General features: G+C 67.1%; 19 protein-coding genes and 3 pseudogenes. 12 read left to right on the top strand and 10 right to left on the bottom strand.

Going from position 1 to position 23,022, the window contains the following annotated elements:
- The 4 genes from ABZS71_RS03490 to ABZS71_RS03475 are packed head-to-tail and all read right to left on the bottom strand — an operon-like array spanning window position 1 to window position 2,687.
- Complete coding sequence (locus ABZS71_RS03490; protein WP_356207202.1) at window positions 1–471, bottom strand: NUDIX domain-containing protein; 471 nt, start codon at window positions 469–471, stop codon at window positions 1–3.
- Window positions 462–1,331, bottom strand: a complete 870-nt coding sequence (locus ABZS71_RS03485) for an isocitrate lyase/phosphoenolpyruvate mutase family protein (RefSeq protein ID WP_356207199.1) — start codon at window positions 1,329–1,331, stop codon at window positions 462–464. The genes ABZS71_RS03490 and ABZS71_RS03485 overlap by 10 nt, the downstream gene beginning before the upstream one ends.
- Window positions 1,324–2,010 carry a dTMP kinase gene (locus ABZS71_RS03480; RefSeq protein ID WP_356207197.1) on the bottom strand — a complete coding sequence of 229 codons (687 nt, stop codon included), beginning with the start codon at window positions 2,008–2,010 and terminating at the stop codon, window positions 1,324–1,326. Before ABZS71_RS03480 ends, ABZS71_RS03485 begins: the two co-directional genes overlap by 8 nt.
- Window positions 2,007–2,687, bottom strand: coding sequence for a hypothetical protein (locus ABZS71_RS03475; RefSeq protein ID WP_356207195.1), 681 nt, complete (start codon window positions 2,685–2,687; stop codon window positions 2,007–2,009). Before ABZS71_RS03475 ends, ABZS71_RS03480 begins: the two co-directional genes overlap by 4 nt.
- Before the next feature lie 237 nt (window positions 2,688–2,924).
- Between ABZS71_RS03475 and ABZS71_RS03470 the strand changes: the two genes are divergently transcribed.
- From ABZS71_RS03470 to ABZS71_RS03460, 3 genes are all read left to right on the top strand, one after another.
- Complete coding sequence (locus ABZS71_RS03470) at window positions 2,925–4,502, top strand: helix-turn-helix transcriptional regulator (protein WP_356207192.1); 1,578 nt, start codon at window positions 2,925–2,927, stop codon at window positions 4,500–4,502.
- Between the two features lie 76 nt (window positions 4,503–4,578).
- The gene (locus tag ABZS71_RS03465) at window positions 4,579–5,556 is read left to right on the top strand and encodes an asparaginase (protein WP_356207539.1); all 978 of its coding nucleotides are present in this window, start codon (window positions 4,579–4,581) and stop codon (window positions 5,554–5,556) included.
- A 31-nt stretch (window positions 5,557–5,587) separates the two neighbouring features.
- Window positions 5,588–6,046, top strand: a complete 459-nt coding sequence (locus ABZS71_RS03460) for a DUF296 domain-containing protein (protein WP_356207189.1) — start codon at window positions 5,588–5,590, stop codon at window positions 6,044–6,046.
- Here ABZS71_RS03460 and ABZS71_RS03455 read toward each other — a convergent pair.
- Window positions 6,039–6,608, bottom strand: a complete 570-nt coding sequence (locus ABZS71_RS03455; protein WP_356207538.1) for an amino acid transporter — start codon at window positions 6,606–6,608, stop codon at window positions 6,039–6,041. The two genes, ABZS71_RS03460 and ABZS71_RS03455, sit on opposite strands and share 8 nt — an antisense overlap.
- Before the next feature lie 212 nt (window positions 6,609–6,820).
- On the opposite strand from ABZS71_RS03455, the gene ABZS71_RS03450 reads away from it, so the two are divergent.
- The 7 genes and pseudogenes from ABZS71_RS03450 to ABZS71_RS03420 all read left to right on the top strand — a co-directional run.
- Entirely contained in the window at window positions 6,821–7,345 is a 525-nt protein-coding gene (locus ABZS71_RS03450; RefSeq protein ID WP_356207187.1) for an ATP-binding protein, read from the top strand.
- Window positions 7,346–8,007: 662 nt separating this feature from the next.
- On the top strand, window positions 8,008–8,526 hold the full coding sequence (locus ABZS71_RS03445; RefSeq protein ID WP_356207184.1) for a hypothetical protein: 519 nt from the start codon (window positions 8,008–8,010) through the stop codon (window positions 8,524–8,526).
- 311 nt (window positions 8,527–8,837) lie between these two features.
- A complete protein-coding gene (locus tag ABZS71_RS03440) occupies window positions 8,838–10,931 on the top strand; it encodes a DUF262 domain-containing protein (protein WP_356207181.1) in 2,094 nt (697 codons plus the stop codon).
- Between the two features lie 106 nt (window positions 10,932–11,037).
- Entirely contained in the window at window positions 11,038–11,823 is a 786-nt protein-coding gene (locus ABZS71_RS03435) for a hypothetical protein (RefSeq protein WP_356207179.1), read from the top strand.
- Window positions 11,824–12,279: 456 nt separating this feature from the next.
- Window positions 12,280–13,076 (top strand): IS5 family transposase gene (locus tag ABZS71_RS03430; RefSeq protein ID WP_356207536.1). Its coding sequence is split into 2 segments (ribosomal slippage): window positions 12,280–12,613 and window positions 12,613–13,076, totalling 798 coding nucleotides; the frame shifts between segments, so codons are not numbered across the junction.
- Window positions 13,077–13,142: 66 nt separating this feature from the next.
- Window positions 13,143–13,877, top strand: a complete 735-nt coding sequence (locus ABZS71_RS03425) for a DUF4839 domain-containing protein (protein WP_356207177.1) — start codon at window positions 13,143–13,145, stop codon at window positions 13,875–13,877.
- Window positions 13,878–14,052: 175 nt separating this feature from the next.
- Window positions 14,053–14,184 (top strand): annotated as a pseudogene (locus ABZS71_RS03420) (IS5/IS1182 family transposase); the annotation flags it as partial.
- 9 nt (window positions 14,185–14,193) lie between these two features.
- Here ABZS71_RS03420 and ABZS71_RS03415 read toward each other — a convergent pair.
- Together ABZS71_RS03415 and ABZS71_RS03410 are read right to left on the bottom strand one after the other, a co-directional pair.
- Window positions 14,194–17,052, bottom strand: a complete 2,859-nt coding sequence (locus tag ABZS71_RS03415; RefSeq protein WP_356207175.1) for an N-6 DNA methylase — start codon at window positions 17,050–17,052, stop codon at window positions 14,194–14,196.
- An 896-nt stretch (window positions 17,053–17,948) separates the two neighbouring features.
- Window positions 17,949–19,478 (bottom strand): UDP-N-acetylglucosamine 1-carboxyvinyltransferase, encoded by a 1,530-nt coding sequence (locus ABZS71_RS03410; RefSeq protein ID WP_356207172.1) that lies wholly within the window; start codon window positions 19,476–19,478, stop codon window positions 17,949–17,951.
- A 110-nt stretch (window positions 19,479–19,588) separates the two neighbouring features.
- Between ABZS71_RS03410 and ABZS71_RS03405 the strand changes: the two genes are divergently transcribed.
- Both ABZS71_RS03405 and ABZS71_RS03400 read left to right on the top strand, forming a co-directional pair.
- Window positions 19,589–20,566 carry a hypothetical protein gene (locus tag ABZS71_RS03405; RefSeq protein WP_356207169.1) on the top strand — a complete coding sequence of 326 codons (978 nt, stop codon included), beginning with the start codon at window positions 19,589–19,591 and terminating at the stop codon, window positions 20,564–20,566.
- 1 nt (window position 20,567) lies between these two features.
- Window positions 20,568–20,927 carry a GntR family transcriptional regulator gene (locus ABZS71_RS03400; protein ID WP_355850586.1) on the top strand — a complete coding sequence of 120 codons (360 nt, stop codon included), beginning with the start codon at window positions 20,568–20,570 and terminating at the stop codon, window positions 20,925–20,927.
- A gap of 59 nt (window positions 20,928–20,986) precedes the next feature.
- On the opposite strand, the gene ABZS71_RS03395 is transcribed toward ABZS71_RS03400, so the two are convergent.
- The 3 genes and pseudogenes from ABZS71_RS03395 to ABZS71_RS03385 form a co-directional block, all read right to left on the bottom strand.
- Window positions 20,987–21,886, bottom strand: a complete 900-nt coding sequence (locus ABZS71_RS03395; RefSeq protein ID WP_356207167.1) for a LysR family transcriptional regulator — start codon at window positions 21,884–21,886, stop codon at window positions 20,987–20,989.
- A gap of 36 nt (window positions 21,887–21,922) precedes the next feature.
- Window positions 21,923–22,192 (bottom strand): annotated as a pseudogene (locus ABZS71_RS03390) (Uma2 family endonuclease); the annotation flags it as partial.
- A 224-nt stretch (window positions 22,193–22,416) separates the two neighbouring features.
- Window positions 22,417–22,923: pseudogene (locus tag ABZS71_RS03385) on the bottom strand (HAMP domain-containing sensor histidine kinase); the annotation flags it as partial.
- Between the last annotated feature and the right edge of the window lie 99 nt (window positions 22,924–23,022).

Here is a 23,022-nt window from a genome sequence, read left to right as displayed (position 1 = left end):
TCACCACCTGTCTACGAAGGGATCGCTCAGCTCACCGCGGAGGGCGGTGAGCAGCGACTGGTTGATCCGGGGCAGCAGGTGGACCGCTTCGAGGCGGTCGAGTGGCACCCACTCGAAGCCGACCTGGATGGGGTCAGGGTCGTCCGGAAAGCGTGGCTCGCTGTCGTCCTGCTGCTCAGCCAGGAAGTTGAACTGGACCTTCTGGAGGTCGCCGAACTCTCCCTGCCAGGTGTCGGGGACGTACTCGACGACGCATAGCAGGCGGCTGGCCGTCACCTCCAGACCCGTCTCCTGCTTGACCTTGCGGCGTACGGCCTGGCGGAGGTTCTCACCCGTCCGCGCCCTGCCGCCGGGCAGGTTGTAGTGGAAGCCGGATTCGTCCTCGTAGGACAACAGCAGTACGGCTCCGTGCCGGACAACTGCTGCCTTCACCGAGACGCTGATCCGGGGAAGCTCGGGCGTCAGATGCACGACAGAGCTCCCGGCTCGCCCACCCGCAGCAGATCGCCGACGTCCGCCAGTGCTGAGGCGGGGGACGGTACGAAGGCCCCTTCGCAGGTGAACTGGCGGATCGCGGCGCGCATACCTGCCATGGCCGCGCGGCTCAGCTGGTTGGCGTAGATGCAGAGGCGAAAGCCTGCACGGCCGAGGTCGTCGGTGGTGAGTTGCGGGAAGGCAGTCGGCACGCTGACCAGCGCAGCCCCGCCGGTCCAGGTCCGTCCGATTTCGAGCGCTTGATTGCCCGTGGGGTCTTTGGAGTGAAGGAGGACCGCGTCCGCACCCGCAGCGGCGTACTGCATCGCTCGGGCCATCGCGGAACCCATTTCCTCTCCTGCGATGAGCGCCTCCGTCCGGGCGATCACCACCAGGTCAAGGCCGAGTGTCTTGCGGATCCGCTCGATCTGCCGGCTGAGCAGGTCGGCATCCTCCACGCCCTGGGCCTTGTGGGCCGCGAAGCTGTTGCACTTCGGGTAGGTGCTGTCTTCGATGCAGACTGCAGCGGCACCCGCTCTTACGAGGTCGAAGGCGAATCGCTCGGCGGTGCTCACGGCTCCGCCGGCGTTGTCGACGTCCACGATGACTGGCTTCTCGGTGACCCGGCCCAGCGACGTGACGACATCCGAGAGGTCACGCGGCCCCAGTACGTTGGAGTCCGGAACCCCGTTCGCAGCCGAGACTTCCAAGCCGCTCACCCACAAAGCGTCGAATCCCGAACCTGCCGCCAAATGTGCGGCGATGGCGTTGACAGCACCGACGGCCAGTAGCGGCCTCTCCTGCGCCGTGTCGTCGAGAGCACGACGAAGCTGATGAGCACGAGATCCGTCAGTCATGGAGAAAGGTCCCTCCGAGTTGGGCAGGGCGTTGCGGCACAAGGCCGCTGTCCTGCAACGCGTCCCAGGCCGACATCAGCACCTCAGACCGGGTTCTGCGCGCATCGAGACGGGTGACCCGCCCCAGGCGAGGGAACGTGTCCGGCGCCGCGGTCACGGCGGTGTACACCTCGCGCACGTGTGCCTGGACATCGTGGACGTCCCAGTCGGCACGGACAGCGTCACCCTGACGGGACTGGGCGCGATGCATGGAGACCTTGGTCTCCAGATCGAGCACAAGCGTCAGGTCCGGCGCCGCTGTGAGCTCCGGGGCCAGCCGCTCGTAGGTCTCGGCTGCCTTCATGCCGTGCTTGACGGCGAAGAACGCCAGCTCACTGAGCAGCCACCGATCGGCGATCACCGGCCGGATTGGGAGGTGCGGGAGAACGAGCCTGCTCAAGGTCGCGCTCTTGTCTGCGGCAATGGCGGACAGATAGGAATCCCGGTTGTCTGCGCTCGGCTGGTACTTGCCGCCGATGATGTCCGGAGCGGAGTCTGGCGCCAGGAAGTTGGTGGTGAGTACGCACAACGGCGTGACTCCGTACAACCCTTCCCACAGCCGGAACAACGCCTTACGGAGGGTGGTCTTCCCCGTGCCGTCCAAGCCCTCGATGACGATGAAGGGGTATCGATGGCTCATTCGACTTGCCCCGCCCCCGTGCCGCCGGCGTACTTGGTGAAGCGTCCGCGCCACCGGCTGGTCGTCGTCACCAAGTCGACCAATCGCAGTTCAGCCAGCTCGTCGATCAAAGCCGGCAGCTGCCGCTCCGCCTCGATACCGCACTCGATCACGCGGCAGTAGGCAGCCCGAAGTGCTCGGTCGTCACGCGTTTGCATGGCGGCTTCGAGTACCCGTGCCGCCATCCCGTGCGCGACGACGCCGACCGTTGAAGCAAGGGCCTTTGCGTGGATGCGACCCGGGTGCGGCTCCAGGGTGACGTGATGAACTCCGCGATGTCGGATCATGGCGAAGAAGCCGACCCACCAAACGGCGGCCCCGGATACGGCGGTGACCGCCTCTCCCCACTCGGTACCGGAGTGTTGGCCGACCGTGGCCTGGGCCGCCTCGATGGCAGCTTGCCGGAGGGGACTGGTGCCCGTCTGCGGCCGGGTTCCGTAGCGCATGGGGATCTGCCACCAGTAGCTCAGGAAGGCGACTTCCAAGAGCGCGGTGACGGCCGAGGAGCCTGCCGTCGGCAGGGGCTCGGGGCGCTGGGCCAGCAGGGCAATGTCGGCTGCGGCGATGTCTGGTAGCTCGGCGTCATCGGCAACGAGAGCCTGCCACTCCTCCAGGTGGAGGTGGATGCGCTGCGTCATGAGCCCGTCGGCCAATGTCTGCCAGGCATGGGATAGAGGTGGACCGCCAGGTGGGCTGGGCGGCAACAAGAGTGTGTCCACGCGAGGGTCCCTTCGGGTTTCCAGAAGGCTGTTTCGCCACCCGTAAGCGGCTGGTCTCAACGATCGGACGGTCCGGCCACGGCGCTTATGAGTCTTTATGAGAGTGCGTCGGCTAGCGACGCCCGAGGGGGTACCAAAGGCGCGACAATGACAGGCATGGATGGGGGACAGCGACGATGCGCGGGCTGTGGCACGCTGCTCAGTCGCTTCAACGCGGGCGCGCGGTGCTCGCCGTGTCAGAGGACGCCCGTAGCGCGAGTCGATCCGGCCTTCTGGCACGACGTCGTCGTCCGCGAAGCAGTGTCGGCATGGGAACTCGGCCTCGTCGTACGCCTCTTCCGTAAGCACACCGGTCTCTCACAGGCGGCTGTGGCCCGATTGGTCAACATCGACCAGGCGGAAGTCAGCCGTCTGGAGCGCGGCCTGAAAGGTGTGCGCGACCGCCGACAGCTGCTTCAGTGGGCTGAAGCGCTCGGCGTGCCTGTTGAGTTGACCGGTCCACTACCGACCGCCCGCCCGGAGTCCCAAGAGCGTGGCCATGAGGACCGGGGCGGCGATGGCGGGGGAGCCGACTCGACTGGCTATCTCGCGCTCTCCGAGGGGCCAGGCCAGCTCTTGTTGCCGGGCGGACGAAACATCGCGACGACTGCGTTGCCCGTCCTGGCCCTTCCTGCCGTGTCATTCCATGGCAACGGTCTTCGGCTGGCGACCGGTCGAGACACGGATGCCTGGAGCCGTATGCCGATGCGGGCTCTGATCGTGGCGTCCCGGGTGGTCGAAGGAATGAAGCGTCACTTCGCTCTCGACGCGCGCTGGGGGGTGTCCGAGCGGCCGGCTGGCGCGAAGGTCGATGTCCCCGTCGCCTACGAGCTCGATGATCTGACGTACGGCATCCTGTGGGCGGTTGCCGGCTTCGATGCGGCATTGCTCGGTGACGACGGTGCGCTCCACGATCTGCTGCCTCTTACCACTCGGGCTCACGAAGGTCCGGACACGCTGAGAGACGCGCTCGGGCAACGAGAGCTGACAGACGGATCGCGCATGCTTCTGGGCTCGGAGACGTGCGCAAGGTACATCCTGAGCCAGCGAGACCGGTTAGGTGGCGAGCCGGTCTTCTGGACGCGGGAGCAACGTGGCGAAGAGGCCGCCACATGGCTGTTCTTCAAGCACAAGCTCGACTATCTGCGGCGAACGGCACCAGGGCGGCCAGGAAGTGGCAGCGGACGGGCGTTCTGCGTACCGTCCGCGGCAGTGTCTACCTCGCCCTCGTACGAACGGGTTCTGCTCTTCCTTGCCATGGCCCTCATGGAGTCCTGCGGCATCAGGACGTGGCTGACGGACGACAGCAGCTACGAACAGACCGATGGGTTCGTCCTGGTGCCTGGGCACGGCGCGATCATCGCGACCTGGGTGCGGTCCGAAGGCGCCTCCAACGTCGCCCTCACCGCACGGCCACACACCTTGCGTTCCTTTGCCGAGGTCACAGCGCATGCCAGCCATCACTCGGTCACCGGCTCCCAGACTCCGGAACACCGCTTGGCCGCCACGGCCGAGTACCTGGAACTCGACCGGGCGTGGTTGGCCAGGCGCTGCCGCCAGCTCGCCCTCGAAGGGACAGCCCGCCTCGCCAGCCCTCGCAGCCGACATCTCAGTGTCGACGGCCTCGACACAGCCTGCCGTTACGTCGCCGACCAGTTCGGAGCTGTGCCCGCTCAGCAGATACCAACCCGATAGCCTGCACAGGCATTTCCTGATCGAACAGTCCGGCCGCTGACCTAAGAATGGGGACTTGACGTTGCCGAAAAGAACTGTGGCGGTTTACTCCCTCGGCGGAACGATCGCGATGACCACCGACCCAACGACGGGCGGTGTGGTCCCGGCGCTCTCCGCCCACGAGCTACTCGCCGCGGTTCCAGCGCTGGAGACCAGTGGGATCTCGCTTCAGGTCCGCGACTTCCGCCGACTGCCCGGAGCTTCACTCTCCTTCCAAGACCTCACCGAACTCTCCGGAGCGATCAAGGCGGAGCTTGACGCCGGCGGAGTGGAGGGCGTCGTCGTAACGCAGGGCACGGACACGATCGAGGAAACGGCCTTCCTCCTTGACCTGCACCACGACCGCGAGCAGCCAATCATCGTCACCGGCGCCATGCGCAATCCGACGCTGGCCGGTCCTGACGGTCCAGCCAATCTCCACGCCGCGGTCATCGCGGCTGCAGATCCCGGCCTACGGAACGGAGGATGCCTAGTGGTTCTTGGCGACGAGATCCACACCGCTCGGTCCGTGCGTAAGTCCCACACCACGAGTCCAGCCGCGTTCGCATCCCCAAGCGCCGGCCCTATCGGGCGGATCGCGGAAGGCCGAGTCCGGATGACTACAGCACTTCCGCATCGAAGCCATCCGCTGGCAGAAGCTGTGCGGGCGGCCCGGGTAGGGCTCTACACAGTCACCCTCGGCGACGATGGAGCACTTCTCGACCTGTGGGACGGGAACTGCGACGGACTGGTGGTCGCGGCGTTCGGGGTCGGCCATGTACCCGAGTGCCTTGTGGAGGGCCTCGGCAAGTTGGCCGCCCACATTCCCGTGGTACTGGCGTCCCGCATCGGTAATGGCCCTGTGCTCACGGCCACGTACGGCTTTCCTGGCTCCGAGAAGGACTTGCTTGCCCGCGGTCTCATCGGTGCGGGCGACCTCAGCCCCTACCAGGCAAGGCTCCTGCTGCATGGGCTGATCGCCCAAGGCGCGGACAGAGCATCCATCCTGGAAGCCTTCGCCACCGCGACCGACTGACCTGACCTCAATTCTCGAAGGACCATCACACATGCGCGCCCATGAGTTGACTGTAGGCCGTACCTTCGGCGTCACCTTCGACCACGGCGAGGACTTCTACGAAGCGCTCTCCACGTTCTGCCGTGAACACGGAATCAGGCAGGGCTACCTGCCGATGTTCATCGGCGCCTTCGCCGAGGCCGAGCTCGTTGGTACGTGCGACAAGCTCGAAGATCCGGACGCGCCGGTGTGGGCCAAGACCCATGTCACGAACGTGGAGGCGTTCGGCGCCGGCACCTTGGCGCATGACCCGGAGACCGGAGGCATTCTTCCACACATTCACGTGTCGGCCGGTCTCAAGGCTCAGTCCGCTGACGGACGTACCAGTCACCTGCTCGGTGCCACAGTTCAGTTCCTCAGCGAGCTGCTCGTTGTGGAGGTCACGTCACCCGTCATGACTCGACCTCGCAACGTCAATCTCTACGACGTGCCCTTGCTGACCTTCAACTGACCGGCTGCAGCCTCCGTCGCCAGGGGTGTTCTGGTGCGGTTGTGTCGAGTGCCGCCAGCAACCAGGCTCGTTGATCCCGGGCCAGCAGCGGGTAGACCGCCTCGAAGTCCACCTCGTCCTTCTGTCTGGTCTGCTTCGCCTTGTAGAAGAGCTGGACTTCGGGCGTGAGGTATGGGATGCCGTTCACGGCGACGCGGCCGAGACGCGCGATGGGTAGCCGAACGCGCGGATCGCGCCTGGACACCCAGTCCTCTCCTTCGGCCTCGTCCAGCATGAGCTGAACCGACCAGGGCGCTTCGGGCGTTCGGCGACACCAGATGTCGTGGAGGGGCTCTTGGAGTAATTCTCCGACGCCCCATGCTCGGAGCTGCCCGGTGCCCGGCGGGTCGGCAACGTGGAGGTCCCAGCCAGCCAGGCACTCCTGGGCACGTGCCTGATCGCGCCGCAGTACGAGAACGTCGAGGTCTCCATGAGGCCGCAGTTCGTGGCCGATGGACAGTTCGATTGCGTAACCGCCGGCGATCCACCACGGGAAGTCGGCTGCTTTGAGGACTTCGGCCATCTCGCTGGGCAGAGCGGGGCGCCAATCACCAAGGTCGTTGCTAGTCACGACGTCATCGTGTCAGCCGAGCGGCTGTCCGGCAGACATCCGCACTGGGAGTCGAGTGATGGAGGCGAAGTCGAAGGGGCCTGGCCATCCCTTCGCATATTCGTCGTGGCGGGGCGCGAGCCCTCATAAACACCCATGAGCACACCGGCTGCACCGCCTCCATCGTGGACAACACACGGTTCGTCGTCAGCCCCGTGATGTCCGGGGCCCGCAGGAGGGAACTCATGGTCCGCAAATGCGCGCTATTGGGGGCAGGCTGCTTGGCAATCGCGGGTCACGATGCATTCCGCGCCGAGGAGATGACGCTACTCATCCTCTCTGATGCGGCGGAAGTTCCTCGCGTGAGGAAGGAAGTCCGCCGATCCTTCGCGGAGCATGTCGCTCCTGGCCACCTGGACGATGTGCTCCTGGTCGTCAGTGAGCTGGTTGGAAATGCCGTATCGGCATCGGGAACCTCAGGACTCGTGTGGGTCCACGTGCTCAGCACCATGAGCGGCGTGGTGATCGAAACCCTGGATCAGGCTGGCACGAACCCTGAACCGAGGGTTGCCGATGACGGTGACGAAAGCGGGCGTGGCCTCTTCTTGGTCGAGACGCTCGCGCGGGCATGGGGGTGGCACCGGGAGCGTCACGGCAAGGTGGTCTGGGCCCTGGTCTCCCGCCCGCAGGTGCGTGAACGCGACGGGTAGGTTGAAAACGGACTTCGGCTCTGGCGAATTCGTGGGCGACGGCACGAACCGTTTACTGGCGAGCCTGTCGAGGGCCTCCTCCCAATCGTCGAGGTCATCGGACGTGATGCCCACGGGAAGCTGCCGTTGACGGTCTCGGTCACCACGACGAACTCGCAGTCGAGAAGCTGCTGCCTGAGCCAGCGGCTCCAGAACACGGGGAGAGACGGCGTGACCGCTCGTCCCCGGCGGATCCGCCACGTGAATCAGCTCGAGGCCGTGCAGACCGGTGTGTAACTGCCACTCGCAGCGGGATTCGAATGGCGGGCACCCCGCCCGGCAGCTCCAATTCGACACTGGCCGCAGCGAAGGTTATGTGCAGCCGGATGGCTGGGATCCACGGCAACGCTGTAGCGGATCGCACCACGGGATGCTGTGAGTGGCAACGTCAGCAGGTCGGCGAACGCCGTCCGCTCGCGCAGGTCCCGCCGCGGTGAGGGTGTCGCTATGGGGCTCGGTGAGGCCACTGCGGCCGTTGAAGGCCAGGCGCTGCTCGGCGTCCCAGCGAAGGCGGTACGCGTCTGACAGAACTAGCCCCGCAGTGCAGTGTGCTGCCGGTAACGTCGCCCATATCGTCAGCGGCGGCCCGCGTGCGGCCGAAGTGTAAGAGGGGGCGCTGAGCCATGGGGAAATCAGCACGGGTGTTGGGCGAGGAGTTTGGCCGAACGGCTCGAGAGATGAATGCGCTCCTCAAGGAGTACGGCTATCTGGACGGAAACCCCGGCGCTTATGGGATCACCGAGAAGGGGCAGCAGTACGCGAAGGAGCAATACCATTCACGCGGTACGGGCGGCTACGCCCAGTACAACCGGAACTGGGAAACTCGTACCTGGAGCGAGGAGACGGTAGCGGCACTGAGGGCCGATATGGAAGCGAATCCCGGTGGCTTCGACGACGGAGGGTCTCCCGCTGAAGAAGGGGCCATTTTCGAGCCCGAGCCCATCGTGGACTACAGCGGTAGTGGTGGCGACGATGACTCTCAGGTCCGTTGGAAAGAGTTGGCCATCGGCGGGGCCGCAGTAGGCGCTATTCTCATCGCTCCTCATGTCAAGCCTTTCTGGGATAACAAGGTGAAACCTGTTGCGAAGAAGCTGCGGGACAGATTGGCGAAACAGGAGGCCATCGAGCCCACCGAGTCCTGACGCTCATTCGTGCTGGGCTGCCGAGGGTGGCGACGACCCATGTCGCACGCTGTGGCCGTGCGCGGGCAGGATGGCGGCCCGAGTGCCGGTTGGTCAACGCGAGTATCGGCATCCAGGCCGGGAGGTTGCGTGTGATCTGCGCGATCTCGAGCCGGACACGGTTGTGCGCAGTGTGCTTCAGGGGCAGCTTCCGTAGGTCGGTGGAGCGGGCGGGCCACGGGTTGCGGGGTTGACGCTAGTCCCTGAATCGGCCGAGAGGACCTCAATGGCAGGTACTCCGCTCGTGTGACCAGCCCCTATTGGAGGACAGTGTGGAAGCGAAATCGATGACCCTGCGCGATCTGTTCGGGCCGGACCGGCGACTCGTCGTGCCGGTCTTCCAGAGGCCGTACGTCTGGACGGAGGACCGGAACTGGCGCCCGCTGTGGGAGGACGTCACCGCTCTGGTCCACCAAAGAATGGCGGATGAGGAAGTTCATCCGCACTTTCTTGGTGCGGTCGTGCTGGATCAGTTGCTGACACTCACGGGGTCGATGCCCGCCAGACAGGTCATCGACGGACAGCAGAGGCTGACAACACTTCAGGTTCTCCTTGCCGCGGTCCGCGATGTCGCACGGGAGCTCGATGTCCAGGACAGGTACGTACGTGCGCTCGTCAAACTGACTGCCAACGACGACGACATGACCGACGACCCGCATGCTGCCTACAAGGTGTGGCCTACCAACATTGACCGTGACTCGTTCCGCATGGTCATGGACGGTCGGCTCCGGCGGCCCGTCGAAGTCGCATTCCCCGTCACTCCGGACGCCTCGGCAATCGTCCAGGCGTACCGGTTCTTTCGCAACCGCACGGTCGAGTGGGCACAAGAGCTGAACTACGAAAGCAGGCTGGACAAGGGCTTTGATGCCTTGGTGCGCGTGCTTCGTGACAAGTTCGAGTTGGTCATTATCGATCTCAAGCCCGAGGACAACGCCCAGGTCATCTTCGAGGCTCTGAACGACCGAGGCACCCCGTTGCAGGCCTCCGACCTGGTCAAGAACCTGGTCTTCCAGCAGGCGGAGGAACAAGGGCTCCCGGTGGAGGAGCTGTACAGGGACCTGTGGGCGCAGCTGGAGACGCCTGACTGGCGCAAGGAGGTGCGGCAGGGAAGGCTGAAGCGGCCTCGCCTGGACGTCTTCCTCATGCAGTACCTGACGGGTGAACTCGCCGAGGAGGTGATGGCTCCCGAGCTCTTCCTGACCTTTCGCAGGTACGTCAAGGCCGCTGATATGGGCCTGGTTGATCTGATGAGGCGCTTGGTGGAGCGGGCAGGTGCCTACCGACGGCTCACGGCCGAGGAACAGCCGCTGACACCGGAAGGCCGCTTTCTGCGCACTGTTGGTGTTCTGGACGCCAACACCGTGATGCCCGTGCTCCTGTGGCTGGTGAGCCGTTTCGACGAGGACGACCGGGCCGGCGCGGTGGCCACCCTGGACTCCTACCTGGTGCGACGCACCGTCTGCCGCCTGACGACGAAGAACTACAACCGGCTCTTCCTGGAACTGCTCAAGGAGCTGAAGGCGAAGGACGACCCGTCGGTCGTGGCGGACTTTCTGCTCCGACAGGAAACCGACTCCGGGTTCTGGCCCCGCGATCGCGATATCCGAGATGTCTTTCGGTCCCAGCCGTTGTACAAGCAACTCACGCGGACCCGGATGCGGCTGCTGCTGGCCGAGTTGGAGGACTCGCTGTATTCGGGCAAGACCGAGCGACAGGTTCACAACGGGGAGTTGACGATCGAGCACCTACTGCCCCAGGCATGGGAGGAACACTGGCCGCTTCCCGAGGGCGGAGGCCGCGGAAGCGTCGAGGTTCACGAGCGCAGGCAGTCCCTCCTCCACACCGTGGGAAACCTGACTCTGCTCACCGGCAGACTGAACACAGCGGTTTCCAATGGTCCCTGGGAGCGCAAGAGATCCGACATCCTCGTGCACAGTGCACTTTCGTTGAACCGTTCCCTGCCTGCTCAGTGGGATGAGGAGACCATCCTGGCCCGGGCTGACCATCTGTCCGAGGCGTTCTCCCGGCGCTGGCAACGCCCGGATGGAGGCGCGCCCACCTTCTCGGTTGCTGGCTTCCCGGCACCCCGGCCGGGGGCGAGGGAGGCTACCCCCGTCGGTAGGCCGGCGACGGTTCAGATGCCCCGGTCCCGGCGCGATGTCGCCCGCCACATGCGAGAGGCCTTCGCCGGTCTCCCGGTCGGGAGCGTCCTGGCGGTTTCCCAGATAGTGGCGATCCCCACAAGCCAGTACGAGGCTGGGGAGATCAGTCCCGGCGCTGTGGCCGCCAGACTTCGTGCTGACAACGTTCCTGGCATCCGGGCCGTACCTGGTTCCAGCCCACTTTCCGCCCGCAAGACCAGCTGAACCGTCCCGCACTTGTGCGGGGTGCACTTCCTCGGGACAGAATCCGTCACGAACTGGTGATGCCTGCTGTCACGGCGAACTGGTGGAACCAAAGGAGGGGGTTCTGATGGGGTGGCGAGAGGGCGCCGGGGAACTGGACGCGCGGATGCTTGAGCGTCCGCTTCCTTCGGATGCAATGGGAAAGCTGGGAGCCTGGCTGGCCGGAGACGGGGCGCCGTACGCGGACGGGACCGGCGAGCACGCCGTTCGCTACATCCCGGGGTCCTGGGCCGGCATCCGGCCGTGGCCCTCGGGGTTGGCAGAGCAGGTCGGACGTAAGCCAACTTCGCTGAGCCGGGCGCAGGTGCTGGCGGTGGCCCGGACTGGGGCAGCAACGGCGAGCTGGACCGAGACACTCGTCGCCAGCTACGTCTGGGGACAGGGTGACATCGGCTACGGGGCCCACCGGCTGGGTGAGATTCTGCGCCCAGCGCCGGTTGAGGCGGTGCTGGCACAGGCTATTGCGCTGATGGCGACCGATGGCGCCGTGGCGGGCTACCGCAGGCTGAGCGGCGCGATCGCAGGCCTTGGACCGGCGTTCTTTACCAAGTTCCTCTACTTCGCCGGCGGCGCCGTAGTGGATGCGCCGGGGCCGCGCCCGCTCATCCTCGACCAGCGCATAGCTCGTGTCCTGCGCGCGTACACGACACGACTGGGGGAGGAGATCGGGCTTGAGGAACCCGCGAAGCTCGCTGCCTGGCTGTGGAGCGACGGCGGGTGGACCCCGCACCGCTACGACGTGTACCTGAGATGGGCACACGGCGCTACCGACCAGCTGGCCGGGTCCACGCACTGGCCGCTCGCTCCCGACCTACTGGAATTGGCACTGTTCAGCGGCGCATGGACCCCGTAGAAGGCCCCCGGCCGTCCTCCGATTCGGCGCCGCGTCCGCCGCCCCTTTGGGCCCGGCCCCATGACCAATACTTCCGGACCGCCGTCACGAGGTGCCTGCCGTCAGGTGGTTCGTGCCAACCTGGCGGTCGAGACGTTTCCCGCCGGCTACCGCCCACCGATCGTGCTGAATGCGCCGGGCCGGGACGGGACGACGGTGCACGCCATGCCGGTGCAGTCGTCAGTCCAGCCCAACGGGAGCTGACGGTCGGCAGTCTTGGATGAAGTGCGAGATTAACGGTGGACGGCGCCACAACCGTTACAAAGTAGCGTTCGAGTCGGCTTGTCTCCGACTGAGTGCTTCTTGGTCTGAATCGCATGCTCGGAGCCGAGGTTGACGTCGGTGATGCCGAGTTCCTCGCGGAGTCCCCTTAGAGGTCGTCTCATTTGGCGTGTTCGGTAGTCTGGCGTCGTGGGGATCGTTGAGCGTCTGGTGCCAGATGAGTTGTGGGAACTGTTCGAGCGGGTGGTGCCGCCCGCTCCCTCGCGGCCGCAGGGTGGCGGCCGACGGCGGTACGGAGACCGCGAAGTTCTGGCGGCGATCATCTTCGTGGCCACGTCGGGCTGCACCTGGCGGCAGTTGCCCCCGTCGTTCGGGCCCTCGGGGCCAACAGCCCACCGGCGGTTCAGCGAGTGGAGCAAGGCCCGGGTCTGGGCCAAGCTCCACCGCCTGGTCCTGGACGAACTGGGTGCACGCGGCGAGCTGGACTGGTCCCGCTGTGCGATCGACTCGGTGAACATGCGGGCCCTGAAAGGGGGGAGCTGACAGGCCCGAATCCTGTAGATCGGGGCAAGAAAGGGTCGAAGATCCACTTGATCACCGAACGGACCGGTCTGCCCCTCTCCATCGGCATCTCCGGCGCGAATCTGCACGACAGCCAGGCCCTCGAACCCCTCGTACGAGGCATCCCGCCGATCCGCTCCCGCCGCGGACCGCGCCGACGTCGGCCCGCCAAGCTGCACGCCGACAAGGGCTACGACTACGATCACCTGCGACGTTGGCTCCGCTCACGCGGAATCACCCACCGCATCGCCCGCAAAGGCATCGAGTCTTCTCAGCGACTCGGCCGGCACCGCTGGACGATCGAACGCACCATGGCCTGGCTTGCCGGCTGCCGTCGACTGCACCGCCGCTACGAACGCAAAGCCGGGCACTTCCTGGCCTTCATCAGCATCGCCTGCACCCTCATCTGCTACCGGCGACTCGCCAAATGAGACGGCCTCTTATGCTCGCGAGGCAGTTGGTATGAACAGTCCATTTTTTGGGGGGCGCGGAGCCGCATGGCCGACGAGATCAACTACGAGTACAAGACCGTGCAGACAGTTCGCGGCACCGACGGTTTGGTGATCTCGAAGATGGAGAAGGATGGCTGGGAGCTCGTTGCACAAGCCCAGGGCATGCTTCGCTCCACCCTCAACTTCCGCCGGCCAAAGAAGCCGCAGCCGTGGCTCCTGATCGGCGCGGCGGCCGCCGCCCTCGTGATCCTGGCCATCGTCATCGGCGCTGCCTCTGCACTCGGTGACGGAGACGGGAAGAAGGACGAGCCGGACAAGTCGATGGCCGCTGCGAGCGAGAAGCCTTCGGCGACGGCGACGGCGACGCCGACCGCAGCCGAGTCGGCTGCCACTGAGGTGATCACGCCTGAGAACAACCCGGAGTTCGCGGCGCTGTTGCTGACGGAGGACACGTGCGGGGAAGCGAACCTGGATTTCGCGACCAGGTATGAGGGCCAGACGGTCGCGTTCAACGGCTCGATCACGCACATGGCGCCCCACGGTGACTACAAGACCCGCTACGACTACCTTCTGGGCCCAGGCGACGAGGGACCGAACGCGACGGCCGGCCCGGCCTTCAAGTACGAGGACATCAACACCGGGAACCTGAACCTAACGGGCAAGAAGATCCCCGCCACCGTCGGCATCGGCGACAAGTTCCGCTTCATTGCGGAGGTGCGCGAATTCAACGCGGCCCAGTGCCTCTTCTTCCTCGCCCCGGTCTCGACGGAAGTCCGGTAGTTGAGATGGGCAGCCGCGTCATCACGGTCAGCGTGCCCGGCCATTTACTCAGCGGTGATCACTTCCTGCTTCCGTTGAGTACGAGGGCAGCATGGGCGATGTCGCTGATCCGGCTCGGGCCGAGGGCGACCTGCTGCAGGATGTGCCAGCGTTGCTTGAGTTCGGCGGGGGCGGTTCGCTGTCCTGGCCGACCGGCTACCGCAGACTCAACCACCGCTACGAATGCCGCCCCCGCAACTGCCTGGCCTTCCTCGGACTCGCCGCTGTCCTCTGCTGTTACAGAGGACACGTCCGACTCACCACATAGAGCACGGCCTTAGGCGTGTTCCGTCTGATGGGATCCGTCGCTGGCGGCCGTCTCGCCGGAGGTCAGGGCAGCAGAAAGAGCGGCGGTGGGTGGGGCGTCTTCGATCCGTTCAGGTTCGGCTGTTTCGTGGTAAGCAACGAATCGGACACCTTCAGGTTGGAGGCGGTTGAAGTAGTAGCAGCCGCTGTTCGATCCGAACGCTGCCGGGTGCATCACGATCAGCGGTGCGAGGGGGAGTGCGCTGCCCGCTTCGCGTGAGAGGAGGTACAGCCCGTCTTCCTCCATGGCCACGCTGATCGGGATCTGTTCCTGTCTGAAGGGTGCGTTAGGACCCATGGCCAGGTCCACATCATGGTGAAATATCCTGTTTCTGATCCGGGCGGCGCCGGCGCGAACGAGAGGAAAGTCCTGCCAACCGGCACCGATCAGGTTGCGCAGGGTGTGGACGTGACCGGTCAGGATGTCGAGCTGCTCCTTGAGCGACGCGGCGGTCGTCGTACCTGAGTGGCCGCTCCAGGCATTGCGCCGTTGGATCACCTCTCCGAACAGGTTCGTGAGGTCGGCGCTGAGGAGGGTGTCCAGGAAATCTGGTGGTGCATCGGCAAAGGTTGCTCGTGCTCGTGCCTGCTCGTCGGTGTCGGTTCCGGTCAGTGCGGTGCGATATCTCTTGTTGAGTCGTTGCAGGATGATGTGCCAGACGCCGAGGGTGGCTCGCTCGGGGGTGAGTCCCGTGGAGCGGATTTGCTCGGCGAGTGCGGGAAGTTCCTGCTGGAGCCGTGAACGGTCCTGGAGCAGGGCTGACACGCTGACGGTGGCGTGGAATTGGATGGTGGCTTCCCAGAAGTGGAACATCTGGTCGCGGCGGGCGTGCAGGTTGCTGTCGCCTTTGGACTCGTATGCCCAGAGGGCACTGGCCATAGGGAAGGGCAGGCTGGTCGCCCATTGAGAGAGATCTGCCGACGGAATGAGACTGCTGGCTTCGCGGTAGATGTCGGATCGCTTTTTCGGGTCGTTCCAGAGCTCCCGGTGCGAGTCGACCAGGTGACGGCGAGCTGTGACAAGCGCCCGTTCCGCGCGGGCCATTTCCCTCTGGACGGGGAGGTCCGGCAGTGCGACGAGGAGATCGTCAGCCATGCGCCAGGCCTGGTTGAGGTTGACGGCGCGGGGGCTGACGTAGCTGTCGCCGCTGGAGCCGACGGCTGTCGAGCGCAGGTGCCGGCCGAGAGGAGAATTGAGCCACCCCGCCAGGTATTCGGCGTCCGTGTACGCGTTCCTGGGCCGAATCACGAGCACCCGGTTGTCGGGAGCAACTTCGCCAGGGTCCCCGGCCACCGCGTCCAGGTGCGGTTCGATGGGGACGACAAGAGCCTGCTCCCCGGTGACGGCCGACAGCAGGGCGGCGCGCTCGGCGGCCTTGGCCGAGGGGATGTAGCAGAGGTGCTCGGTGAGCTCGGTGAGACGGGCGGTCTTCCAGCCGAGCTGGGTGAGTGCTCGCAGCGCACGCGGGGTTCGGTCGGTGGTGAAGACGCGGTCCACGTCGAACCGTGTGAACGGTGGTTTGGCCACGTCCGTCACGGTCGGTGGCACAGTGGCGTACCGAGTGTCGCGCCAGGCTTCGGTGGTGGAGGTCGCCGGCAGGAGCATGGTCAGGCGCGGAACATCGCCCGGCTCGCGCCTGCTGGTGACCGCAGTGGCGTGGTGGGTGACGCTGACCTGTCGGAAGGACAGATCCTTTGCTGCGGCTGATCGGCTGTAGGCCGTCGGCTTTGAATGCCTCAGGCTGCGGGACAGTTCGTCGAGAGCCGCCTCGCTGATCGTGCGGCGTTCGAGCCGACGGGCGTCCCCGTCCTGGTAGAAGCCCCGGAGGTCGATGAACTTCACCTTGTGCCGACGTGCCGCAGGCTTGCGGTTGGAGAAGACCAGGGCGTACAGCCGCATTCCGGTGCTGGTGCTGAGCCCTTCCGGCAGCACGACCACGGCGTCCAGGAAATCCTGGTCGAGCAGCCATGTACGGATAGCGCTGCCGCCCGCGTCGTACAGCGGTCCGGTGGTGGTGAACATGATGCCCCGGCCGCCGCCATCCGCCGGAGCCCGAAGCTTACTGACCAGGATCTGGGCGAACAGGAGCGAGGCGTTGTCGGGCTGTGGAAGCCCGGCGGGGTAGCGGCCCTCCGGTCGGTCGGCCTCGGCTGCGCATTCCTCGTAGCTGTTCCGCCAGGACAGGCCGTACGGAATCTCGGCCACCGTGTAATCGAATCGGCGGTCGGGGAAGGCGTCCTGTGTGAGCGAGTCAGCTTGGCTGAACCTGGAGTCGGCGCCCAGGAGGAAGGCGTGGGCACGGGCACTCCGGACAGTCGCCGCGTTGATGTCCTGGCCGTTGACGGTGACAGCCGTTCCGGTCTGCTCGGCCAGCACCTGCGCCGCGTCCAGCGCCAGGGTGGCGGAACCGCACGCCGGATCGTAGAGATGTGCCGCCTCCGTGCGGCGCTCGTGCGCGTACGCGGTCAGGGCGGTTCTGGCAACCTCGACGAGCGAGGCCGACGTGGTGAACTCGCCACGGTGGTCCGAGGGCAGGTGGGGGCGGAGCAGGAGACGGGCATAGTGACGCAGCTGGGTCGGCGTGTAGCTGTTTAGTGCCTGTTGCTCACTGTCCAGCAATGAGTCCAACTCAGGGGTCCTGCGCCGTGCATTCCCCGCGGCACGCTGAAGGTCTTCGAGTTCTGGTGCAGGCAGGCCCGTAGTCCGGGTTCGCCATTCGACGGCGTTCCATAGCAGCACGTCGGCCATCTCGCTGGCATCCATGTGTCCCCGGAGGGAGTCCAGGAGAGGCCACAGGCGCTGGTCGACCGTCCGTTGCTCGTTCGTCATGTGGAGCCCCCCAGGGTGGTCAAATGCGGCCCCGGCCGACCGGGGTCTGCTTGCCCTCTGACCGTGAACGTCGGCATTCAGCGTGAGGGGATCAACTTACTAGCTGTTGTCTTGTGATCTTGAATGGTGCGTCGAATAGAGTTTGTTGGCCACTGAGCTGTCTTCAACCTGACGGGAGGTTGGGTAGGTGACCTCAGTAGCGGGCATGAAGAACGCCCCTGGTAGACGGGTTCACGGCGAAGATCACTAGTCCGCGAAGATCCCTTGTGTGCTTGTCTGCCCGTCCAACATCGATCTGTCTCCAACCGCACCCTGTACCACCTCTCCGGTCTCCTCGCAGGCCACGCCGTCAAATCGGCTCCCGTGGCGTCGCCTGACCTGCGGTCGGCAGGCCCTACTCGTCCAGGCACACTGTGCGGCGGCGGCGCCTGCGCTCGCCTCGCAGCAGGCTTCCGCATCGGGATTGCCACACCCACTGCTAAACACGGCGCCCGTCTACGACAGAGGACCCGCGCCCGCGTGGTGCGGGCCCTCTTCTGCGTGACTTGGTGGTCAGCCGGAGGACTCGGATGCGCGGCCGGACCCAGGCTGCGTCGCGAGACCGGAGACGTCGGGCAGACGGCGGTTCACCTCGTCGACCAGACGCGGTCGGCGTGACACGACCGACATCAGAGGTTGCTAGGCCACTTCGGCGACAACCCTCCGTGAAGGCTGACGGGTGCTCAGGCTTCTCTGACGTATCGTCAACCAATCAAAGATCATCTTGCACGTGCGTTGCACAAGGTGCTGAAAAACAACAGTGATCAGTGGAGAGCTGTGAAGGTGGGTATCTGCAGGTCAGCGGGCACATTGAAGTGCCGTGCCCCTTGCCTCCAAGGGGCACAACACCCCGCCGATCAGATGTCGCGGAAGGTCTCGATCTGCGCGCCGATCGAGTTCAGCCGCTCCGCCAGGTCCTCGTAGCCGCGGTTGATGACGTACACATTCCGCAGCACGGACGTCCCCGGCGCCGCCATCATCGCCAGCAGTACCACCACCGCGGGGCGCAGCGCGGGCGGGCACATCATCTCGGCCGAGCGCCACCGCGTCGGGCCCTCGACCAGGACCCGGTGCGGGTCGAGGAGTTTGACGTGGGCGCCGAGCCGGTTCAGCTCGGTGAGATAGATGGCGCGGTTGTCGTAGACCCAGTCGTGGATCAGGGTCGAGCCCTGCGCGGCCGCCGCGATGGCCGCGAAGAAGGGCACGTTGTCGATGTTGACGCCGGGGAACGGCATTGGGTGGATCTTGTCGATGGGGGCCTGGAGCTTCGACGGCCGCACCGTCAGATCGATCAGCCGGGTACGGCCGTTGTCCGCCGAGTACTCGGGGGAGCGCTCGTGGTCGAGCCCCATCTCCTCCAGCACGGCCAGCTCGATCTCCAGGAACTCGACCGGCACCCGACGGATCGTCAGCTCGGACTCCGTCACCACGGCGGCGGCCAGCAGGCTCATCGCCTCCACCGGGTCCTCGGACGGCGCGTAGTCGACATCGCGGTCGATCCGGGTGACGCCGTGCACGGTCAGCGTCGTCGTGCCCACACCCTCGACCTTGACCCCCAACTCCTCCAGGAAGAAGCAGAGATCCTGGACCATGTAGTTGGAGGAGGCGTTGCGGATCACCGTGACGCCGTCGTGCCGGGCGGCGGCCAGCAGCGCGTTCTCGGTGACCGTGTCGCCGCGCTCGGTCAGCACGATCGCGCGGGTGGGGGAGACCGCGCGGTCGACCTGGGCGTGGTACATCCCGTCGGTGGCGGTCACTTCGAGGCCGAAGGGGCGCAGCGCGGTCATATGCGGCTGCACGGTGCGGGTGCCGAGGTCACAACCGCCCGCGTAGGGAATCCGGAAGCGGTCCATCCGGTGCAGTAGCGGGCCAAGGAACATGATGACGCTGCGCGTCCTGCGGGCCGCCTCGGTGTCCATCGAGTCGAGGTCCAACTCGGCGGGCGGCACGATCTCCAAGTCGGCGCCGTCGTTGATCCAGCGGGTGCGGACGCCGATGCTGCCCAGCACTTCGAGGATGCGGTAGACCTCCTCGATCCTGGCGACCCTCCGCAGCGTCGTACGGCCCGCGTTGAGCAAGCTGGCGCACAGCAGCGCCACACACGCGTTCTTGCTCGTCTTGACGTCGATCGCGCCGGAGAGGCGGCGGCCTCCCACGACGCGCAGATGCATCGGGCCCGCGTAACCAAGGGAGACGATCTCGCTGTCCAGGGCCTCACCGATCCTGGCGATCATCTCAAGGCTGATGTTCTGATTCCCGCGCTCAATACGGTTGACCGCGCTCTGGCTGGTGCCGAGCGCCTCCGCGAGCTGGGACTGGGTCCAGCCTCGGTGCTGCCGGGCGTCACGGATGAGCTTGCCGATACGTGAGAGGTAGTCGTCAGTCATGGAAAAGAGGCTATCTCACATATGAGATGCGCACGCGACCGGGGGGATGGGTGAGATGCCACCCGCCCGGTCGAGAAGTGTTCTATTAGTATGCGAACAAGGAGGTCACCGTGACCCGTTCCGTGCGCCGTGCGCTCATCGTCGCTCTGCCCTTCGTGCTGGCCTGGGCCGCTGTTCTGGCGGTCTACGCCGCTCTGCGCGACCGGCTGCCGGATCCGCTCGCCACGCATATCGGCAGCGGTGGGGAGCCCGACGGATTCACCGGTCCGGGTGCCTTCCTCTCGGTGTCCACCGCCCTCATCCTCGTCCCCGGAATCGTCGCCGCCGCGATCGCCCACCGTTCGCGCACCGCGCTCGGCGCCCAGCGGCTGCTCGTCGCTACCGGCTACGGAACGCCCGCGATGCTCGGCTACATCACGGCCGCGCTGCTCTTCGCCAACGCCGATGTCTCCGACCCCGCGGCCGTGGACTTCCCCCTGTGGCACCTGGCCGTGTCCCTCGCCGTCGCGGGGGCCGTCGGATGGGTGGGCTGGCTGCTGGCCGGTCTGGACGCCCCGTCCGCCGCCGGGCCCGCCGCCGGGCCCGCCGGCCCCCGCCTCCCGCTCGCCAAGGGCGAGGCCGCCGTCTGGACGCACACCATCGGATCGCCCGTGCTGGTCGGCGCCGGGGTGCTCACCGTGGTGGTGGGCGCGGCCCTGGCCCTGGCCCTGGCGTCGGGCTGGGCGGGCGGCGGGCCGCTGATGGCCGTCGGGGTGCTCACGGCGGCGCTGTCCCGCTGCCGGGTGACCGTCGACCGCCGGGGCCTCACCGTCGCTCCCTGGTTCGCCCCGCGCCCCCGGCTGAGGATGCCGCTGGCGCGGATCGACGAGGCCACCAGCCGCGAGGTCCGCGCGCTCGACCTCGGCGGCTGGGGGTACCGGATGCGGGCGGGGCGCAGTGCGCTGGTGCTGCGCTCGGGCGACGCGCTGTGCCTGCGGCTGGCCACCGGCAAGGAGTTCGTGGTGACGGTGGACGACGCGGCCACGGCCGCCGCCCTGCTCAACGCCCTGCGGGAACGGGTCAGGACCGGTCCGGGGAGGCAGGGCTGACATGCTCTTCCGAGTCGACCCCGGGTCGTCGGTGCCGCTGGGGGACCAGATCGCCGCCTCCGTACGCGGAGCGATCGCGGACGGCACGGTACGGCCCGGCGAACGCCTCCCCGCCGCCCGCGCGCTCGCCGACTCCCTCGGCGTCAATGTGCATACGGTGCTCCGCGGCTATCAGCGCCTTCGCGAGGAGGGCCTGATCGAGCTGCGCCGGGGCCGGGGGGCCGTGGTCACCGGGGTCGAGTCCCCCGGGCGGGCCCGGCTCCTGGAAGGCGTACAGGGCCTGGTCGACCAGGCCCGCGCGCTCGGACTCTCCGACGAGGAGGTCCTGTCGCTGGTCAGAACCCGGCTGGCGGGCGGCTGAGCGGATGGTTCACGCGGGGCCGAGCGACGCGCTCCGGCCCGTCCCCGTACCGCGTCGCGTCACGCGTAGCGGCGGCCGTCCCCCGTCACCAGCGCGGCCAGCGACCTCGCCGGGCCGTCCACGGCGGCGCCGTGCAGCAGCTCGGTCCGGTGGACCAGACGCGGTGAGATCAGCGGGACCGTGACGACACCGGGGACGCCCTCGACGGCCGCGTGCGGCAGCAGCGCCAGCCCGTGCCCCGCCGCGGCCAGCGCGACCAGTGCCCGTACCTCGCTGCCCTCGTACGTCAGCGAGGCGCGGAAGCCGCCGCTTCCGGCGGTGGCACGCAGTTGGCCGAGCGGCATGGCGGCATCCGGGGCATCCAGCCAGCGGGCACCGGCGAGGTCGTCCAGCCGCAGCCCCAGCCGCCGGGCCAGCGGATGGCCGGTGGGCAGGGCCACCACGAGCGGCGCCTCCGCGACCGCCACCGTGGTGAGCGGCCCGGCGTCCGGCAGCGTCAGGGGGTCACCGGGCGCGGCCGGACCGTCGACCAGGCCGAGGTCCAGCGCCCCGGTCGCCACCGCCGCGGGGATCTCCCGGCGGCCGAGGATCCGTACGGCCGTCCGCGTCCCGGGGTGCGCCCGGCGCGCCCCGGCGAGTGCCGCCGCCATCCGCGGGGCCATGGCCAGCGGCGAGGCCCCGAGGGTCAGCCGGGTGGCGACGGACCCGGCCAGCCGCTCGACATCCGCCCGTGCCGCGTCCAGCCGCAGCAGCAGCGGCCGGGCGTGCTCCAGCAGCCGCGCCCCGGCAGCCGTCGGCGCGACCGGCCGCCGGGTCAGCAGCGGGGTACGCAGATCGGCCTCGAGGGCCGCGATGTGCTGGGACACCGCCGACTGGGTGACGCCCAGCTCCCGGGCGGCCGCGGAGAAGGAGCCGCGGTGGGCCACGGAGACGAAGGTGCGGAGCAGTTGCGGATCCATGGGTGGCAGTATCGCGGCGTCCGGGGGTGGCTCAGATCAGAACTCGGAGGTGTCCAGCTCCAGTTCGAACGGTTCCGGCAGCCACACCGGCACCCCGAAACCGTACGGCCCGTCCACCACGGCGTACCCGACCGGCCCCGGCCCGGCGTACAGGGTGCGCGGGCGCTCCTGCCGGTCGACCAGCAGATACAGGGGAGCACCGTACTCGGCGTACCGCCGGCGCTTCACGGTCCGGTCGACCGTCCCGTCCGCCTCCGATGTGACCTCGACGATCAGCAGGGTCCGGTCGGGCAGCAACGCGCCCGCGTCCTCCCCAGATGGCGGATACGCTGGATCGCGTACTTGAGTGCGGTTTCGGGGTCATCCGCCACGTACGAAGGCGATTGCGTGCTCACGTCGGGCCTCCACCGGGTATCGGGACGACTGCCTCAGGTCTAACGCGGTCCGCCACGCCTCGGGGCGTATCCGTCCGGCGATCACCCGTACCGGTGAACGGGCCCAGTCAACGTCAGGCCGCGCACGATCGCACGTCACGGCGACAGGCTGTCCGGCTCCTGCCCGCGGGGGAGCCGGATGGTGAACACCGCCCCGGTGCCGGGCTCGCTGTCCGCGGTGACGGTTCCACCATGTGCCTCGACGAACTGGCGGACGATGGACAGCCCCAGTCCACTGCCGCCCGTGTGTCCGCTGCGGGACTTCTCGGCCCGCCAGAAACGCTCGAACACATGGGGCAGGTCCTCCAGGGCGATGCCGCCGCCGGTGTCCTCCACCGTGAGGACGGCCAGGTCACCGGTCTGCCGGGCGGTGACCGTCACCGTGCCGTCCGCGGGGGTGTGCCGGAGCGCGTTGGAGACGAGGTTGCCCAGGGCCTGGCGCATCCTCACCGGATCGGCGTCCAGCCACAGACCGGGATCGGTGCGGGTGAGCAGACGGACACCGGAAGCCTCGGCACGGGTGCGGTGGGCCGCCACCGCCTGGGCGACGAGTTCGTCAGCGAGCACGGGTTCGCGGTGCAGCCTCAGGGTGCCGGCGTCGGCCGGGCCGGCTCTCTCGGCCCCGGTCCCGCTGATGGTCGGCGCCGATGCCGCCGGCGACCGGCTTGAGACGCTCCCCACCTTGTTCCATCTCCGCTGGCT

This window comes from Streptomyces sp. NPDC005393, from assembly GCF_040606675.1.
Lineage (GTDB): Bacteria > Actinomycetota > Actinomycetes > Streptomycetales > Streptomycetaceae > Streptomyces.
The sequence above is the reverse complement of the archived record's forward strand: the minus strand, read 5'-3'. Positions and strand labels throughout refer to the sequence as shown.

Excerpts from the sequence above, each read along its gene's own strand:
- ABZS71_RS03485 (WP_356207199.1), bottom strand. The coding sequence starts at position 1,331 with ATGACTGACGGATCTCGTGCTCATCAGCTTCGTCGTGCTCTCGACGAC.
- ABZS71_RS03480 (WP_356207197.1), bottom strand. The coding sequence starts at position 2,010 with ATGAGCCATCGATACCCCTTCATCGTCATCGAGGGCTTGGACGGCACG.
- ABZS71_RS03475 (WP_356207195.1), bottom strand. The coding sequence starts at position 2,687 with ATGACGCAGCGCATCCACCTCCACCTGGAGGAGTGGCAGGCTCTCGTT.
- ABZS71_RS03470 (WP_356207192.1), top strand. The coding sequence starts at position 2,925 with ATGGATGGGGGACAGCGACGATGCGCGGGCTGTGGCACGCTGCTCAGT.
- ABZS71_RS03460 (WP_356207189.1), top strand. The coding sequence starts at position 5,588 with ATGCGCGCCCATGAGTTGACTGTAGGCCGTACCTTCGGCGTCACCTTC.
- ABZS71_RS03455 (WP_356207538.1), bottom strand. The coding sequence starts at position 6,608 with ATGGCCGAAGTCCTCAAAGCAGCCGACTTCCCGTGGTGGATCGCCGGC.
- ABZS71_RS03445 (WP_356207184.1), top strand. The coding sequence starts at position 8,008 with ATGGGGAAATCAGCACGGGTGTTGGGCGAGGAGTTTGGCCGAACGGCT.
- ABZS71_RS03435 (WP_356207179.1), top strand. The coding sequence starts at position 11,038 with ATGGGGTGGCGAGAGGGCGCCGGGGAACTGGACGCGCGGATGCTTGAG.
- ABZS71_RS03425 (WP_356207177.1), top strand. The coding sequence starts at position 13,143 with ATGGCCGACGAGATCAACTACGAGTACAAGACCGTGCAGACAGTTCGC.
- ABZS71_RS03415 (WP_356207175.1), bottom strand. The coding sequence starts at position 17,052 with ATGACGAACGAGCAACGGACGGTCGACCAGCGCCTGTGGCCTCTCCTG.
- ABZS71_RS03410 (WP_356207172.1), bottom strand. The coding sequence starts at position 19,478 with ATGACTGACGACTACCTCTCACGTATCGGCAAGCTCATCCGTGACGCC.
- ABZS71_RS03400 (WP_355850586.1), top strand. The coding sequence starts at position 20,568 with ATGCTCTTCCGAGTCGACCCCGGGTCGTCGGTGCCGCTGGGGGACCAG.
- ABZS71_RS03395 (WP_356207167.1), bottom strand. The coding sequence starts at position 21,886 with ATGGATCCGCAACTGCTCCGCACCTTCGTCTCCGTGGCCCACCGCGGC.